Origin of the sequence: Agrobacterium sp. ICMP 6402, assembly GCF_009498615.1 — a bacterium.
Taxonomy (GTDB): domain Bacteria; phylum Pseudomonadota; class Alphaproteobacteria; order Rhizobiales; family Rhizobiaceae; genus Agrobacterium; species Agrobacterium burrii.
In genome coordinates, this window is record NZ_QSNV01000001.1 from 1,410,948 (window position 1) to 1,426,782 (window position 15,835).

General features: G+C 58.6%; 17 protein-coding genes and 1 tRNA gene. 2 read left to right on the forward strand and 16 right to left on the reverse strand.

Features of this window, described 5'->3' with window-relative positions; genetic code table 11:
• Positions 1–160: 160 nt before the first annotated feature.
• The 5 genes from DXT96_RS07150 to pcsA all read right to left on the reverse strand — a co-directional run bounded on the left by DXT96_RS07150 (position 161) and on the right by pcsA (position 5,768).
• Entirely contained in the window at positions 161–1,234 is a 1,074-nt protein-coding gene (locus tag DXT96_RS07150) for a BMP family ABC transporter substrate-binding protein (protein ID WP_149897367.1), read from the reverse strand.
• Positions 1,235–1,272: 38 nt separating this feature from the next.
• Positions 1,273–2,193, reverse strand: coding sequence for an ABC transporter permease (locus DXT96_RS07155; RefSeq protein ID WP_174373600.1), 921 nt, complete (start codon positions 2,191–2,193; stop codon positions 1,273–1,275).
• Positions 2,193–3,284, reverse strand: coding sequence for an ABC transporter permease (locus tag DXT96_RS07160; RefSeq protein ID WP_153513980.1), 1,092 nt, complete (start codon positions 3,282–3,284; stop codon positions 2,193–2,195). The genes DXT96_RS07155 and DXT96_RS07160 overlap by 1 nt, the downstream gene beginning before the upstream one ends.
• The gene (locus DXT96_RS07165) at positions 3,274–4,830 is read right to left on the reverse strand and encodes an ABC transporter ATP-binding protein (RefSeq protein WP_153514230.1); all 1,557 of its coding nucleotides are present in this window, start codon (positions 4,828–4,830) and stop codon (positions 3,274–3,276) included. The genes DXT96_RS07160 and DXT96_RS07165 overlap by 11 nt, the downstream gene beginning before the upstream one ends.
• Before the next feature lie 212 nt (positions 4,831–5,042).
• The gene (gene pcsA / locus DXT96_RS07170) at positions 5,043–5,768 is read right to left on the reverse strand and encodes a phosphatidylcholine synthase (RefSeq protein WP_149897364.1); all 726 of its coding nucleotides are present in this window, start codon (positions 5,766–5,768) and stop codon (positions 5,043–5,045) included.
• Positions 5,769–5,977: 209 nt separating this feature from the next.
• Between pcsA and DXT96_RS07175 the strand changes: the two genes are divergently transcribed.
• A complete protein-coding gene (locus tag DXT96_RS07175) occupies positions 5,978–7,186 on the forward strand; it encodes a UbiH/UbiF family hydroxylase (RefSeq protein ID WP_153513981.1) in 1,209 nt (402 codons plus the stop codon).
• Here the strand turns inward: DXT96_RS07175 and DXT96_RS07180 are convergent.
• Both DXT96_RS07180 and DXT96_RS07185 read right to left on the reverse strand, forming a co-directional pair.
• Positions 7,170–8,108 (reverse strand): AEC family transporter, encoded by a 939-nt coding sequence (locus tag DXT96_RS07180; RefSeq protein ID WP_207134773.1) that lies wholly within the window; start codon positions 8,106–8,108, stop codon positions 7,170–7,172. The two genes, DXT96_RS07175 and DXT96_RS07180, sit on opposite strands and share 17 nt — an antisense overlap.
• Positions 8,109–8,236: 128 nt before the next feature.
• Positions 8,237–8,983 (reverse strand): cytochrome c biogenesis CcdA family protein, encoded by a 747-nt coding sequence (locus DXT96_RS07185; protein WP_153513982.1) that lies wholly within the window; start codon positions 8,981–8,983, stop codon positions 8,237–8,239.
• Positions 8,984–9,264: 281 nt separating this feature from the next.
• Here DXT96_RS07185 and DXT96_RS07190 point away from each other — a divergent pair.
• Positions 9,265–9,340, forward strand: a tRNA-Lys gene (locus DXT96_RS07190).
• Positions 9,341–9,453: 113 nt separating this feature from the next.
• On the opposite strand, the gene DXT96_RS07195 is transcribed toward DXT96_RS07190, so the two are convergent.
• The 9 genes from DXT96_RS07195 to DXT96_RS07235 all read right to left on the reverse strand — a co-directional run bounded on the left by DXT96_RS07195 (position 9,454) and on the right by DXT96_RS07235 (position 15,786).
• On the reverse strand, positions 9,454–9,777 hold the full coding sequence (locus tag DXT96_RS07195) for a hypothetical protein (protein ID WP_153513983.1): 324 nt from the start codon (positions 9,775–9,777) through the stop codon (positions 9,454–9,456).
• A gap of 72 nt (positions 9,778–9,849) precedes the next feature.
• Positions 9,850–11,142, reverse strand: a complete 1,293-nt coding sequence (locus DXT96_RS07200) for an SGNH/GDSL hydrolase family protein (RefSeq protein ID WP_153513984.1) — start codon at positions 11,140–11,142, stop codon at positions 9,850–9,852.
• A gap of 128 nt (positions 11,143–11,270) precedes the next feature.
• On the reverse strand, positions 11,271–11,567 hold the full coding sequence (locus DXT96_RS07205; protein WP_153513985.1) for a hypothetical protein: 297 nt from the start codon (positions 11,565–11,567) through the stop codon (positions 11,271–11,273).
• A 109-nt stretch (positions 11,568–11,676) separates the two neighbouring features.
• Complete coding sequence (locus tag DXT96_RS07210) at positions 11,677–11,967, reverse strand: hypothetical protein (protein ID WP_153513986.1); 291 nt, start codon at positions 11,965–11,967, stop codon at positions 11,677–11,679.
• Positions 11,960–12,919, reverse strand: coding sequence for a glycoside hydrolase family 19 protein (locus DXT96_RS07215; protein WP_153513987.1), 960 nt, complete (start codon positions 12,917–12,919; stop codon positions 11,960–11,962). The genes DXT96_RS07210 and DXT96_RS07215 overlap by 8 nt, the downstream gene beginning before the upstream one ends.
• 67 nt (positions 12,920–12,986) lie before the next feature.
• Positions 12,987–13,544, reverse strand: coding sequence for a hypothetical protein (locus DXT96_RS07220; RefSeq protein WP_153513988.1), 558 nt, complete (start codon positions 13,542–13,544; stop codon positions 12,987–12,989).
• Positions 13,544–14,596 carry a hypothetical protein gene (locus tag DXT96_RS07225; RefSeq protein ID WP_153513989.1) on the reverse strand — a complete coding sequence of 351 codons (1,053 nt, stop codon included), beginning with the start codon at positions 14,594–14,596 and terminating at the stop codon, positions 13,544–13,546. Before DXT96_RS07225 ends, DXT96_RS07220 begins: the two co-directional genes overlap by 1 nt.
• Positions 14,597–14,613: 17 nt before the next feature.
• Positions 14,614–15,369, reverse strand: coding sequence for a hypothetical protein (locus DXT96_RS07230; RefSeq protein ID WP_153513990.1), 756 nt, complete (start codon positions 15,367–15,369; stop codon positions 14,614–14,616).
• A gap of 54 nt (positions 15,370–15,423) precedes the next feature.
• Positions 15,424–15,786 carry a hypothetical protein gene (locus tag DXT96_RS07235; protein ID WP_153513991.1) on the reverse strand — a complete coding sequence of 121 codons (363 nt, stop codon included), beginning with the start codon at positions 15,784–15,786 and terminating at the stop codon, positions 15,424–15,426.
• Positions 15,787–15,835 lie beyond the last annotated feature (49 nt).

Here is a 15,835-nt window from a genome sequence, read left to right on the forward strand (position 1 = left end):
GGTCAGGCCCACGATTTTCAACGTAGAATACAGTGAAAAACATCAACGCGCGTGAAAAGCAAAGCTAAACTTCGTTCACACGGCAAAACAGATAAAAATAACAAAGACCGCGCATGAATTTCATACGCGGTCCCATTGAGGCCTGTGCCGGCACGCAGAATTATTGCGGCAGCTTGTCGTCCACGCCGGCAACGTAGAAGTTGAGACCAAGCAGAACCTTGTCCTCAGCCTTTTCACCAGCCTTCAGCCATTCCGAGCCGTCCTGCTTCTTCACCGGGCCGGTGAAGGGGTGCAGCTCGCCCGACTTGATCTTGGCTTCGGTGTCCTCAGCCATTTTCTTCACGTCATCAGGCATGTTGGTGTAGGGCGCCATGGTCAGGATGCCGTCTTTGAGGCCATCCCAGATGGATTCCGACTTCCAGGTGCCGTCAAGCAAAGCCTGCGTGCGCTTGATGTAATAAGCGCCCCAGGTATCCTTGATGGCGGTCAGCTGCGTCTCGGGACCAGCTTTGATCATGTCGGATGCCTGACCGAAAGCCTTGATGCCGCGCTCTGCTGCAACCTGCATCGGTGCTGTCGTGTCGGTGTGCTGCGTCAGGATGTCGACGCCCTGGTCGATCAGCGCCTTGGCGGCATCGGCTTCCTTGCCGGGGTCAAACCAGGTATTGGCCCATACGACCTTGAGCTTGAAGTCCGGGTTAACCGACTGTGCACCGAGAACGAAGGCGTCAATGCCCATCACCACTTCCGGGATCGGGAAGGAAGCGATGTAGCCGGCGAGACCCTTCTTTGACATCTTCGCGGCGATCTGGCCCTGAATATAACGGCCTTCATAGAAGCGCGCATTGTAGGTCGCGACGTTTTCAGCGGTCTTGAAGCCGGTGGCGTGCTCGAACTTCACCTTGGGGAATTTCTGGGCAACCTTCACGGTCGCATCCATGAAACCGAAGGAGGTGGTGAACACCAGTTCGCAGCCGGAACGGGCCATACGCTCGATGGCGCGTTCGGCATCCGGGCCTTCCGGAACGCTTTCGAGGAACGGCGTTTCGATCTTGTCGCCGAAGTGCTTCTGCAGCTCTTCGCGGCCAATTTCATGCGCCTGTGTCCAGCCGCCATCGGTGCGGCTGCCGACATAGATGAAGCAGACCTTCTTGGCGTCGGCGGCTTCAGCGGAGGAAACGACGCCTCCGAGGGCCGCGACGGAAGCGGCGAGTGCGATGACCAGTTTTTTCATTTTTACCCCTGTTGGTTTGGAGACTTGAGGATTCTTCTTCACCTGTCCGGCACGAAGGATTTGCCCAGCGATGCCGGTGTGTTGATCAAGGTCGTGCGGCGATTATGCGAGATGATGACCAGCACGACAATAGTTGCGAGATAAGGCATCGCCGAAAGCAGCTGCGACGGCACGCCGATGCCGAAGGCCTGCGCGTGCAATTGGCCGATGGTGACAGCGCCGAACAGATAACCGCCCGCCAGCAGGCGCCACGGACGCCAGGAGGCGAAGACGACGAGCGCCAGCGCAATCCAGCCGCGCCCAGCCGACATGTTTTCCACCCATTGCGGCGTATAGACCAGCGACAGCTGGGCGCCTGCAAGACCGGCGCAGGCGCCGCCGAACATGACCGCCAGATACCGCGTGCGGATAACGTTGATGCCAAGCGCGTGCGCCGAGGCATGGCTGTCGCCGATGGCGCGGACTTTAAGCCCGGCGCGGCTTTTGAACAGAAACCAGCCGATACCGAAGACCAGCGCGATGGACATGTAGAAGATCAGATCCTGCCGGAACAGCAGCGGACCGAAAAAGGGGATTTCCGACAAGACCGGAAACACGATGGGTTGTAGCTTGATGCCAGGCAGACCGACAAAGCTTTCACCCAGCATGCCGGAAACGCCAAGCCCGAGAATGGTGAGCGCCAGCCCCGTCGCCACCTGGTTGGTGACAAGCGTCAGCGTCAGGAAACCGAAAAGCAGCGAAAATACCGCCCCGGAGGCGATGCCGGCCAGAATGCCGAGATAGGGGGAACCCGTCATATGAGAGGCCGCGAAAGCGCAGACCGCGCCCATGATCATCATGCCCTCAACACCGAGATTGAGCACGCCCGAGCGCTCCACCACCAGCTCGCCCGAAGCGGCGATGACCAGCGGCGTCGCGGCGGTGATGACGGTTAGGAGAATGGCCTGAAGCATATCCATCATGCCGCTCCTTGCTTGTGATGCGCCTTGCCGGCGAAAACGACCCGGATGCGGTAGAAAATCAGCGTATCGCAGGACAGAACGAAGAACAGCATCAGCCCCTGAAACACCCGTGTCACCTTGTCCGACACACCGATCGAAAGCTGCGCCGCCTCGCCGCCGAGATAGGTAAGCGCCAGTACCAGCCCGGAAAGGATGATGCCAAGCGGATTGAGGCGGCCGAGAAAGGCGACGATGATGGCGGTGAAACCATAACCCGGCGAAATGCTGGGCTGGAGATGGCCGATGGAACCGGAAGCTTCCGAAATGCCTGCAAGCCCGGCCAGCGCGCCCGATAGCAGCAGCGAAAACCACACCATGCGGCTGGAGGAGAAACCGGCAAAGCGCCCGGCCCGCGCCGATTGGCCAAGCACGGTAACTTCAAAGCCCTTGAGCATGTAGCGCATCATGAACCACAGCGCGATGGCCGCAACGATGGCAAAAACGAACCCCCAATGCGCCCGGCCCGACGCCAGCATTTCCGGCAAAACGGCGCTGTCGTTGAATGCCTTTGTCTGCGGAAAGTTGTAACCGCCGGGATCGCGCCAGATGCCGCGCGTCAGCCAGTCGAGGAAGAGCTGCGCGACATAGACCAGCATCAGGCTGACAAGGATTTCATTGGTGTTGAACTTTGTCTTTAACAGCGCCGGAATACCGGCATAAAGCGCCCCGCCGACAGCGCCCATCACCATCATCAACGGCAGGATGAGCGGCGAATGCCAGTCGGGATAAAGCACCGGCAGGATGGAACCGGTAATCGCGCCGATAGTGAATTGCCCCTCCGCGCCGATATTCCAGTTATTGGAGCGATAACAGATCGACAGGCCGACGCCGATCAGGATCAGCGGTGCGGCCTTGATCGCCAGCTCATGCAGCGACCAGACCTCCAGCAGCGGCTCGACGAAAAAGGCGTAAAGCGCGTGGGTCGGATTTTTGCCAAGCATGGCGAACATGACGGCACCGACAAGCAGCGTCAGCACCAGCGCCAGAAGCGGCGAAAGCAGGGTGAATAGCTTCGAGACGCCTGCCCGTTTTTCAAGCTCAATGCGCATGCTGGGCGGCTCCCGAATGTGTATGGATGCCGCCCATCAGCAGGCCGATCTTTTCAAGCGTCATATCTTCCACCGCATGAGCCTCGGAAAGCTTGCCGTCGGAAATGACCGCGATATTGGTGGCGACCTCGAAGATTTCATCGAGATCCTGGCTGATGACGATGACGGCCGAGCCGGCCTTGGCGAGATCGACCAGCGCCTGGCGGATACGGCTTGCAGCACCGGCATCCACACCCCAGGTCGGCTGGTTGACCACCAGCACCGCCGGCTGACGATCAAGCTCGCGCCCGACGATGAATTTCTGCAGGTTGCCGCCGGAAAGCGATCCTGCCAGCGGATCGGCCCCGCTTTTGCGCACGTCCATGGTTTCCGAAATGCGCCGCGCCGCCGTCTTGATGACCGAGCCGCGGATGATGCGCAGAAAACCGCCCGTCAGAAACGCCTTGCGGTCGGAGCGCGCCCGCGCCAGCAAAAGATTGTCGGAAAGGCTCATGCCCGGAACGGCGGCATGGCCGTGGCGCTCCTCCGGCACGAAACCGGCGCCCATCAGCCGCCGGCCATTGATGCCGATGCGGCCAACCGCCTTGCCGCGCAGATGGATGGCGTCATTATTATAGACGGGATATTCGCCCGAAAGCGCGTCGAACAGTTCGCCCTGCCCGTTGCCGGCCACACCGGCAATCGCCAGCACTTCTCCGGCGCGCACATTCATGGAAATCGATTTCAAGGCCACGGCAAAAGGCGTGCGCGGCGCGACCGAAAGCGCCATGACTTCAATCTGCGGCGCGCCAAGCGCTTCACCCGTTGCCCGCGAAACGCTTGCGACATCGCTGCCAACCATCATGCGCGCCAGAGATGCCGGCGTTTCCTTGCGCGGATCACACGCACCCGTCACCTTGCCGTGACGCAGGACGGTGGCGCGATCACAGATGCGCTGCACCTCTTCGAGGCGGTGGCTGATATACAGCACCGATCGGCCTTCGGCCTTCAGCTTTGCCAGCGTCTCGAACAGCTTGTCAGCCTCCTGCGGCGTCAAAACCGAGGTCGGCTCATCAAGAATGATCAGGCGCGGGTTCTGCAACAGGGCGCGGACGATCTCGATGCGCTGGCGCTCGCCGACCGAAAGATCGGCCACATGCGCATTGGGATCAAGCGGCAGGCCATAGGCCCGCGACAGCGTTTCCGCTTCCCTTGCGATTTCCTTCAGAGAAATTTTTGGATCGAGCGAAAGGGCGATGTTTTCAGCGACCGTCAGCGCCTCAAACAGCGAAAAATGCTGGAACACCATGCCGATACCGAGCCTGCGGGCCTCGCTGGGCGAGCCCACGGAAACCGGCTGGCCCTGCCAGATGATGTCGCCTTCTGTCGGTGCAAGGACGCCGAACAGCATCTTGACCAGCGTGGACTTGCCCGCGCCGTTTTCACCCAGAAGCGCATGGATTTCGCCCGGCGCAATATCGAGATCGATGCCGTTGCAGGCGGCAAAATTGCCGAACAGCTTGGTCAGCTTGCGAACGGACAGGAGAGGCACGGCCTCTGGCGCCAAAGTTCCAGTCACGAGTTCCCTCTTTCACCGGCCGCTCATGCCTTCTTCGAAGCATTTTTAACAGCCGTGGTCATTGTTCCCAATCCCGTGGCAATGCGTATGCAATGCTGCGCGACCATGATTTATTGATAACTGTTTTGCTGCTGCGCACAACATAAAAAGCAGTTGCTTAAATGCAATTTGCACAAGCAATAAACGGCTTTACCTTTTTCTTATTTCGCGCCGAGCGCAGGGAAAAACTGCAATATTCCCCCGATGCAATAAAGATAGATGCCGCTCGCCGTGAATGCGATCACCGCCCATGTCGGCGTTTCAAAATGCATCAGCAACGCATAACCGCCGAGCGCGCACCAGACGAACACGACAGCCAGATTGAGCGGCCGCAGCCGCTTCACCCGCACCGGATGCAGGAAATTGATCGGCAGGAACGTCAGAAACACCGAAACGGTAACGACGGTCATAGCCGTGGTGGCGCTGGCATCCAGAACGAACAGGGTGAAAACCACCATGTTCCAAACCACCGGGAAGCCCGAGAAGAAATATTCATCCGTCTTCATGCCCATATCGGCATAATAAATAGCGCTCGACACCACGATCATGCCAGCCGCCACGAAGGATAGCGGCTCGCCGATCATGCCGCTCTGATAAAGCGCAAAGGCGGGCAAAAGCACATAGGTCACGTAGTCGATGATGTTGTCGAGCGTGTCGCCGGACCAGTTGGGCAGAACTTCCTTTACCCGCACCTTGCGGGCGATGGGTCCGTCGATACCATCGACCAACAGCGCAAGCCCCAGCCACCAGAACATATCGACGAAACGGTGTTCGGCAGCCGCGACGACGCCGAGAAAAGCCAGGAACGAGCCGGATGCCGTCAGCATATGCACGGAAAAGGCGCGGATTTCCGCGTAGGGAACACGCTTGTAGTTGAAAATTTTCATGGTCAGCGTCTGCGCCCCGCTTTTCATCCGCCCTGTTCATTCCGGTATGCGGCCATTCACCACGCTTTGCAACCGGCTCAATCCGCTTATCCTAAGACTAATATAGTGGCGCAACCAACGAATGTTTGCGCCCGGATGTTGCGGCGTCCAAGTGGATTTACCTGCGCAAAGCCTCTATGATGCTCTGGAAATAACAACGGATCAGGACCATGAGACACTTCGATATCGCCATCACCGGTGCGGGACTTGCGGGCCAGATCGCGGCCATAGCACTCGCCCGGGCCGGCCGCCACGTGGCGCTCATCGCACCTTCAAGCGACAAGAAGGACCGGCGCACCACGGCGCTGATGGATCAGTCGATCCGTTTCATGGACCGCCTCGGCCTGTGGTCGCGCATCGCCCCTTCCGCCGCGCGCCTTTCCACCATGCAGATCATCGACGGCACCGACCGCCTGCTGCGCGCGCCGACGGTGCAGTTCCGCTCCTCCGAAATCGGGCTCGACGCCTTCGGTTGGAACATTCCCAACGAAGCGCTTCTGGGCGTGCTTGGCGAAGCTGTCGAACAGGAACACAATATCACCCGTCTCGACACCGTGGCCGGGACGATCGACATCGGCAACGACCGCGTCTCGGTAACGCTTGGCGATGGTGAAACCATCTCCGCCGATTTCCTGATCGGCGCGGATGGCCGGAAATCGATGGTGCGGGATGCGGCCGGCATCGGCGTCAAATCCTGGTCCTATCCGCAGACCGCCATCGTCCTGAACTTCGGCCACAGCCGGCCGCACGGCAATGTCTCGACGGAGTTCCACACACCGACCGGACCTTTCACGCAGGTTCCCCTGCCCGGCGACCGCTCCAGCCTCGTCTGGGTCGTCACGCCACAGCAGGCGGAAGAGTTGACGGCGCTGCCGCTGGAAGCCTTGAGCCTGAAGGTCGAGGAACGCATGCAATCCATGCTCGGCGCTGTTACCGTGGAGGACAGCGTGCAGGCATGGCCGCTGTCTTCCATGACGGCGCATCGTTTCGGCGAGGGCCGCGTGGCCCTGATCGGCGAGGCGGCGCATGGTTTTCCGCCCATCGGCGCGCAAGGGCTGAACCTCAGCCTGCGCGACATCATCGCTCTGACGGAACTGCTGGGCGCCGTCTCCGACCGACCGATTGCGGCGGACGCGGGCAACAGTTTCGACCGCAAACGACGGGCGGATGTCTACACCCGCACCCTCAGTGTCGATCTCCTCAATCGCTCCCTGCTTTCCGATTTCCTGCCGGTGCAGATGGCGCGCGCGGCTGGCCTGCATGTCCTCTCCGGCATCGGCACGCTCAGAAGCATGGTGATGCGCGAAGGCATCGAGCCGGGCCGTGGGCTGAAGGCCCTGCCCTCGCTGCTGTTCGGCAGCTTCAAAAAGGCTGGATGAAATACACCACGCCGGTCAGTGTAAAGACCGACAGCACCGTCGAAATCAGGATCGTTGCCGACGCTCGCTCCTGCCAGACGTGATATTGTTGACCGATAACGAAGACATTCGTCGCGGTCGGTAGCGCAGCAAGCAGAACGGCGGAATAGATCCACACCGGTTCGAACCGCCCGAGCGACGACAGGACCAGATAGGCAGCGAGCGGATGCAGGATCAGCTTGGCCGGCACTATATAGCTGATCTCCACCGGCACCCGTTTCATTGGCCGGAGCGCCAGCGTCACGCCCATGGCAAACAGCGCGCAGGGGGCAGCCGATTGCGCCAGATAATCCACCAGCCGCTGCACCGCCTCCGGCGGCTGCCATGACAGCGAAGCGGCGAGAAATCCGGCAATCACCGAGACGATGAACGGATGAGTGATGACCTTGCGCGCCACATCCAGCGCAAGCCTTCCAGCCGAGCGCTTGTCGCCGCCAGCGACCGCCATCATCGCCGGCGCGACGATGAAATGCGCGGCGTTTTCAAGGCAGACGATCAGCGCCACCGGCACCGCCGCCTTTTCGCCAAGCGCCAGAAGCGCAAGGCCCGGCCCCATGTAACCAATATTACCGTAACTTGCCGCGAAACTCTGGATCGTGGTTTCGGCGAGGCTGTTCTTGCGGACAAACCGGCCGATCAGGAACACCAGCAGAAAAATGCCATAGGTGCAGGCAAGGCTGGCGGCAACGAAATCCATCCGCGCCAGCTCTTCCACCGGCGTTTTCGACACCAGCTTGAAAAACAGCGCCGGTAAGGCCGCATAGATGATGAAGGTGTTCAGCCAGCCCATCGCCTCGACCGGCTGTTTTGTTATCCGCGCCGCGCCGTAACCGATGAAGATCAGGCCGAAAAACGGCAACAGCAATCCAACGATATCAGCCACGGTCGTTCCTCAAGAGCATTTCCGTCAAAAGTGCGTCGCGGTTTTACGTCCGGAAATGCGTAAAACAATGAGGTAGAGCGTTTTCGCGTTTCGGAGAAAAACGGAAATGCTCCAAGTCCGCGAGAGGCTTAGCCGATTTTCATCAGGATCGGAAAGGTCTCCTGGAACCAGATCGCCACATTGGTGATAAAACCCGACATGAAAGCGATACCGGTAAGCACCAGAAGCACACCCATCACCTTTTCGACGAGACCGAGATGGCGGCGGAAGCGCACGAGGAAACGCATGAAGGAACCGGAAAACGCCGCCGCAATCCAGAACGGCACCGCAAGACCGAGCGAATAGACGGCAAGCAGCATCGCGCCGTCGCCAACCGTCTCACGCGACGCGGCAACCCCGAGGATCGTCCCCAGAACCGGACCGATGCAGGGAGTCCAGCCGAAGGCGAAGGCAAGGCCCATTACATAGGCGCCGGAAAGCGTGGCCGGTTTGCCCGCCCCCTGAAACCGCGCCTCGCGCGAAAACAGGCTGATGCGGAAGACGCCGAGAAAATTCAGGCCCATGAGGATAATGATGAAACCGCCGATCTTGGCGAGAATATCGAGATTCTGTCGCAGCAACGTGCCGATCGTCGAGGCGCCTGCCCCCAGCGCCACGAAAACAGTGGCGAAACCGAGGGTGAAGAAGAAAGCCGAGAACATCACGGCCCTGCGAATCTCGGGCCGCGGCGCGGTTTCCTCCGTCTTGAACTGCTCAACGGAAACACCGGCCATATAACAGAGATAGGGCGGCACCAGCGGCAGCACACAGGGCGACAGAAACGAAAGAGCGCCGGCCAGGAGCGCGCTGAACAGGGAAATATCGGCAATCGACAAGAAGAACTCCGCATCCCGCAAAGCCGCCGCGATTTTGAAGATTCGCCGGCACTTCACGCTTCATTTTCGTGCATGTCATTGCTGCAAAACGATTTCACCCATTTGCCCGACACGCCTGAAGCCGGTTTTATCCCCAGCCGCCCCCTCTCTCCAATCACCTTTTTGGGGGTGCGACAAAAAAAACCAGATTGATTGTCGAAAGCGCTTTTTTTGGGTTGACCGAACGGATCGCTCTACCTATGTTCCGCGCACTTCCGAAGGGCAAATCAGCCCCGACACGGGAGAGCGTAGCTCAGCCGGTAGAGCAACTGACTTTTAATCAGTAGGTCCAGGGTTCGAATCCCTGCGCTCTCACCATAAAATGAAGAAAAATCAATAACTTACCGGAATTCACAACGCTTCTTGCGACCAACTTGCGACATCGTGCGACTAAAATATGTCGCACATGTCGCACGCCGGTTTTTAACGCTTTAAACAGGTTTGCCACCTGCCCAGCGCGTCAACCTCGATATGATCAGATCGGAAATCCACATGGCGCTCGCGCCTGTGACGAACGCGGCGGCGTTCATGGTCGCAATAGGATCCTCCGGCAAGGGCCAGTTGATGCTGTAGAGGTAGTGCAACAATGGCGTAGTTAGGTATGCCGCAGCCAGAGCGCCACAGACCGGCGAGATGATCATTTCTTTCCAGGTAACATTCGGGCGAGACAGCGCCCGCAGCACGCCACCAAAAAAACCCGCCAGCAGCACGCCCAGCTTTACACCAATTGCATCAAGAAAATCAAAGAAGGACATAAGGCCAGCGCTTTCGGATCAGGAATTGATAAGTGCATTTTGCCATCATGCCCATGCCGTCAAATGAGGCACCTACGGCATAAGACCCTTTGGCATTAGACCCTCAACGAGAACTGCCTTTTGAATAAACAACGACCCACCATTTCCGGCCGCGTTGAATGTTGGATAAAGGCTGACGGCCATCAGGTTTGCACCCGCATCGGCGTCTACCGGAATGCCGGAAGCGACGTACCAGCACCATTCACCAGCCAGCGGCCGATCAAGCGCGTTGGCCGTAAGCGGGCCTGCCACAACAGTACGACCAGGAGGGCTTTGAAACCGGGTGACAAACCCCATATAGGGAGGCGTTTGCCCAGCCGCATGTTTTGCCAAAATAGCCAACGAGAGCGTTTTCCCGCGCAATGGAGCTGTTTCAGCCTCAGTGAACGCCCTTGTCATGCGTGCAGCAGCTGGAGTTGCTCCCGGCTGAATTTCGACGCAGTACGCATAGCCGGGATATTGTTCGGTAGTGTTTTTCACCAAGACGGCGGTAGTGCCGCCATTGCTCCAGCCAGTAGGGTTAGCGCCGGGCCACGCGAAATCCCCATTGGGCATAAGATTGGTGCCGGCCGCTCGCACCCAATCCGCAGACGTAAAGCCCGCCACTGCTTCGCTTCGCCCCCACGCGGCCATCAGAGCCGATGTCTGCAATTGAGCGCCAAGATTACGGCCGTCCGCGTCAGATGGATGGACGCCGGGGAAAGGCTCGGCGACACGGTAATAGAGCGCATCCGCTTTAAACGGCAGGAAGGGATCATGGCTGTTGACGACCGTGATATCAGGCTTGGCGGCTCGCACTTCGTTGATCGCAGAGACGATCTTGTCCATGCCGGCATTATCGCGCCATGGCGTCTGGTTGACGATCGCCTGCGGCAGACCCGGCCATTTGTAACCGACCATGCCGATCGGCCCAAGATATAAACCGCGCCCCTGCGCATTCAGCCCAGCGATCGGCACTTCGTAAGTTTGCACGTTATGACCATGATGCCAGATCACGAGGTCAGGTCGGGAAAGAGCATCGATGGCCGCAGATCGACGGCCCTTGTGAAACATGCTGTTCGGATACGCACCGGGAAGCGCCGCCAGCCAGATATCAAGAACAGAACCGGTCCCCAACGCGACGGTTTCGGGCGCGGCATAATCCTTCGGTCCGTCAGCTGCACCGGTTGCGCCCCACTCCGCCCAGCGACGAATGCGTACCGTGGCGTTATGCTGCGCGCCGAGCCAAGCCGCAAAAAGGTAATACGGCCCCGATTGGGTGTAGGACGTGCTGTCACCAATGATCAATATTGAAGCATTCTGCCCGGTGGAGAGCTTCGCCTTCACAGGACTAAATGCCGTAGAGACCCGAACCGGGCCACCATTCAAACCCCGCCATGGCGAGGTCGACAATAAGCCACGCCCAGCCTTACCGCGAGCAAGCGAAGTGGACGCCAGACGCCGCAACGATGTTGTCATTGCACCGACACCTTGCAATTCGGATCCGTCGCTCCGGTCAGCGCCACATAGACATTACCAGCGCTGACGAACACTACCTGCCGGATCGGATCACCGCTCCCATCGACATTTGCAACGGATAGCTTCCCGTCAGGCACAGGCACTTGGTCAGCACCATCGGCGCACTGGGTAAGCAACTGGAGCGTTCCGCCGCCCAGGGATCCGGAATAGGAGAGAACGCGATAACCCGCGTCACTCTTTGCCTCGATACCCATATTCTGAGTTGCGTTCTGGGTGAAAATTTTTATCGGCATATCTTAGCTCCAGCATCCTTGCCGCTGTCCATTGCGGTCGTTTCCGATCACCCGTTCCGCCCCCGGCCGATCGGCGGCAATCAGCGCCACCAGGCCGGATGGGGAAAGATTATTTTTCGCCCACCCGGCGCAGCTGGTCGCAGGCATCGACTGGCAGCCCGCTAGAGCGAAGGCCAAGAACACAAAGCTGAAAATCTGTCTTGGTCTGCAGGCTCGCATCATCACCCTTTCTCTGGATCTCGGCCCTGGCGGCCGCCACGGCCATCTCAGCGATCGCGGCCGACTTGCCCTCTCGCTTCGCCGCCGGCACCATGAGCAGCGAGGCGACGGCATAGGTCGCAGCAATACCCGCTACTCCGCCGCCGATCGCCACCAGTGCGGTCTTAAGGCGGTCAAGCATCGAACTCGGCCTTGATCTCGCGATACACCTTGGCGATGTCCGCACGGCGCTTGATCGCGTAGACGCCGGAACCGCCGATCGCGACAACGATCAAGATCTGCACACGCCAGTCGAGGCCACCGAATGCCGCCGCTGCAGCCCCCAGAAATGTGAGGATCCACTGCCAGACCGTTTTCGATTTCAGGAGCGGCTTATCGAGCTTTTCCGGATCGACGTTCTGGACCGGCAACGTCGGTTCAGCGGGAGCGCCACCAACGACCGGCTCCGCACCAGGAGGCAATTCCGGTGCTGACGGCTTTTCAGCCTGCAGCTGTTTCCCGTCGCCGGAATATCCGGAAGCCAGCAAAGCCTGTTCAAAACGCACGGCATAATCAGCTACCTTCCGGGCGCTCTCGATACCGTTGATGACCCGGCGTGCGTTCACATAGTCAGCGGTCCGGCCATCCAGATAATCCGAGAGCGGGCGGCCAGTGAAATCGCCGCACGTCATTCCGAAAAACATGATGCTGATCGCAATACCAGGATCCAGAGCCCTATCAGGTTCTGCCACAAGATCGACGCCGACCATCCTTCCCATTCGGTCGTAATTGCTTTTGTGGGTAAGCTGAACGAGGCCGCGGCCGAGCCAGCTTTTCCCCTCACCATCCTTACGCCAATACGGTTTTTTCACCCACGGCAGCTTTCCCGCGGCAAAGGAATTATCCAGCCGCTTGATCGCAACATCGATCGAGGGATTACTTCTCTCTTTGGGACTGCGGGTTTCGAGAATTGGCTGCATCGTCGCCGCCGTCTCATGAATGGTCGTCGCCAGCATATAAGCCAGATGCCGCAACGGTGTGCGCACAGCCAGAGCGCGATCAAGGATCGCATCTGTTCCGTACACCTGTGAACTGGAAAGCGCTCCACCAAAAAGTGGACCGCGTACAGCATCAAAGAAAGCACCCTTCTGCATAAAAAAATGGCTCCGGTTTACAACTGGAGCCATGATAAGCGCGGAAAGGTAAGGTCAAATGCGCCAGCTACGGCCACGCAACAACCGCCGCAGCTTTGGCATCTGCAATCGTTGTTGCCGCCATCACGGCCGACTTGGCAAAAAGCCTCAATGCCTCAATCTGCGCGCCGATCTGCAACCATGACCGATAGGCCACATTGACTATCTGCGCAACACCAACGAGCGTAGGAGCGGTGATGCCGATTTCCGCCTTTAAAAGAGGATAATCGTCGGGATTTGGGTCAAAACCACTTTCCACGGCGGCAAGAACCGCAGCGGCTTCCTGCGCCTTTTGTTGATACGTCATCGCCTGGCCGGCGCCACCCGTGATGTATCGCAATCGCGCGATCTCGGCGCGGGCATCGATATCGGAAGCGAGGAGCGCCTTCCACTGCGCCAGGTCGAGATCATCTGAAGGATCCGGCTCGACCACAACCGGCGCATCTACAATCTGAAAGCCCCCGACGATCGAAACCGCCTGCCCACTCAAAATGGCCTGCAGGGCAAAAGCGTAGTCGGCGTCTGAAATGGGTATCGCATCTTCACGCGGCTCGGTGGAAATACCACCTTCAAAAGCATACGGCATTACTTGATCCTCACATAAAAATTGGTACCCATGTTTCGCATTCGGTTTTCATCACCGCCGGTCGATTGAATGGTAATGCCCGTGGCAGAGTTCCTTACGGCAGCTCCTGCGCTTGCTCCGCCCTGGCCGCCGAGACCGATCTGGTTACCATTCGTGCCGGGGCTATTTCCTGCATAGGCAAATATTTGACTGTTGTCCGAAGGGTTCTGCAAAACGTGACCGTGTGTCGGGTCGCTGACACCATGCGTATGCGAGGAGATCTGCCCCGCCTGCAGGACGCCGGGCGAGCCTGGCCGCAGGATTTCTCGCGTTGTGTTGATCAGGCGCGCCGTCGCACCGTTAAACGGCGAGCCAACAAGAGAAACGGTCGCGGTAGCGCTGATGTTCGGGCTGGATCCCGAAACACTCTCAGCGGTCAACAGCGCCTCATTGTACCCCCCAACGCCAGCCTCACCGGCGGAAAGGAGGATGTAGCGATAACTCCTGTTCTTGGGCGGCGCGACAAAGCCGGCCATGCCGATGTCAGCTGGAATAGGCACACCCAGCGGAACAAGAGCCCAAGGGTCCATCCCCTCACCGGTTATTCCGGGCGTGGCAAGCACGGTGCGGAAAGAACTTCCATTGCACTTGAGGACAGCAGAGGCACCGGAAGGAACGACGAACGGCGCATTAATCCCGTCAATTTGCTCCGATCCTTCCGGCACCAGCGACAAAGCGCCAACGCCAATATTTTTTACGGCAATCGTGAATTTTGCACCCAACGTCACAGCAGCATCAAGCGCGAAGCTGATTGATGTTGCCTTGTTCGCGAGCAGTATTTTACCGTTGTCCCCAGAGGTGACCGCATAGTTGTCTATCTTGATTTCGGTCAGGTAACCAAACGAGCCATCATTTTTCTGATCTTCGCGAGCCATAGGAATGCCGCCGACGGTAACGCCATCACCGCCATGGATACGGCCAGTAACGACATTCCAGACAAAGACACCCAGGGGGATAACCTTTGTGGCAACACCAACTGCGGTCGATTTGACTTGAGAGATAGGGGTGACCAACGTAGTTCTCCGCTCTGTTAAAGACTTTCAAGCCAGCCGAGATCGTCACCAAAAAGAGTGAGATCATCCTCGAGCCAACCGAGATCGTAAAATGTGCCGGGCTGAAACCCGACATATGCAGCCTGCGCTGCATCCACGAGGTTTTGCGCCTGGGCAGCGCTGGCCTGCGATTGCGCCGCAGAACCCGACGACTGCTGCGAATAGATTTGTGCATTCTGCTCTGATGTTTGAGCTGCAGCGGCGTACGCCGCCGCTTCTGCGACGTAGTCACCGATTGCGCCAGCCGGAGGTCCTGCCCGCAGGGTATTCCCCTCGATGTATAGCGAGCTTCCATCGGGAATGCCGTTTTCGAGTACAACGCCCTGTCCGCCGAATTCACGCAAGACTGCCCTATTGGCGTCTCGGCGCAACTCCTGCAATGTGGAAGCGATCTTTGAGAACTCTCGCTCTACGGCGTCTGGATTAATTTGCGTCCCCTTGCGAACGCCGGCGGTACGCTCCGGAAGACGCTCACCAACAACGACATATTGAACAAGGCTCGATATGGTCGCGGAAAACTCGATGGTGAAGTGATCGAAAGGATGGCCGGAAACTTTCTGGACAACAACCGACGCCAGTGTCCAGTCTCCACCAGTTGCCAGGCGGGTGAACACTGAAACATCCTCAGCATCGAAAATCTGAAAATCGAAAGGCCCATAAGTGAGCCGGCCATCACCCAGAAGGATCTGGCTCATGCGCAGCTGGCGCGGCAATGGATAGGGTGTATCGGCCATGGTTGCCCTGCCTGAGATTTCGATCAGGCAGAGCGTAAGGGAGCGAAGGGAACGTTAAGTGCGCTTGGCGCGATCGGCTCCAGCCTTTGGCGTCACCTCGAGATTTTTCGGAAGAGGCTTGCTCGAGCAACGCATATGGATCTCACGCGCGAAGAGTTTTCGCGCCTCCTCACGCTCGGCATCACTAGCGGCCGCAAACGGCAGGAAAAACACGCCGAGTAACACGCCACCGACAAGCCCCACTGCCATTCTTTGACCAGTCTTGTTGTCAAATTCGAGCGCGGCCTTTCGAATATCCCGGCATTCCTTCGTGTTGTATTTCGGATCTTTTTCGGGCAGCGATGCTGCGTATTTATCCGGCGTGACCGTGCAACCGGCAAGCATAACCGCCAGACTGATAATCAATGCTTTTTTCATTTTACCCCCAGAAGAAAGCGACAGAACAACCATGACACGAAACCACAAC

Coding starts and splice junctions, on each gene's coding strand:
- DXT96_RS07195 (WP_153513983.1), bottom strand. CDS start 9,777: ATGTCCTTCTTTGATTTTCTTGATGCAATTGGTGTAAAGCTGGGCGTG.
- DXT96_RS07210 (WP_153513986.1), bottom strand. CDS start 11,967: ATGCTTGACCGCCTTAAGACCGCACTGGTGGCGATCGGCGGCGGAGTA.
- DXT96_RS07215 (WP_153513987.1), bottom strand. CDS start 12,919: ATGCAGAAGGGTGCTTTCTTTGATGCTGTACGCGGTCCACTTTTTGGT.
- DXT96_RS07150 (WP_149897367.1), bottom strand. CDS start 1,234: ATGAAAAAACTGGTCATCGCACTCGCCGCTTCCGTCGCGGCCCTCGGA.
- DXT96_RS07155 (WP_174373600.1), bottom strand. CDS start 2,193: ATGGATATGCTTCAGGCCATTCTCCTAACCGTCATCACCGCCGCGACG.
- DXT96_RS07220 (WP_153513988.1), bottom strand. CDS start 13,544: ATGCCGTATGCTTTTGAAGGTGGTATTTCCACCGAGCCGCGTGAAGAT.
- DXT96_RS07235 (WP_153513991.1), bottom strand. CDS start 15,786: ATGAAAAAAGCATTGATTATCAGTCTGGCGGTTATGCTTGCCGGTTGC.
- DXT96_RS07175 (WP_153513981.1), top strand. CDS start 5,978: ATGAGACACTTCGATATCGCCATCACCGGTGCGGGACTTGCGGGCCAG.
- DXT96_RS07160 (WP_153513980.1), bottom strand. CDS start 3,284: ATGCGCATTGAGCTTGAAAAACGGGCAGGCGTCTCGAAGCTATTCACC.
- DXT96_RS07230 (WP_153513990.1), bottom strand. CDS start 15,369: ATGGCCGATACACCCTATCCATTGCCGCGCCAGCTGCGCATGAGCCAG.
- DXT96_RS07205 (WP_153513985.1), bottom strand. CDS start 11,567: ATGCCGATAAAAATTTTCACCCAGAACGCAACTCAGAATATGGGTATC.
- pcsA (WP_149897364.1), bottom strand. CDS start 5,768: ATGAAAATTTTCAACTACAAGCGTGTTCCCTACGCGGAAATCCGCGCC.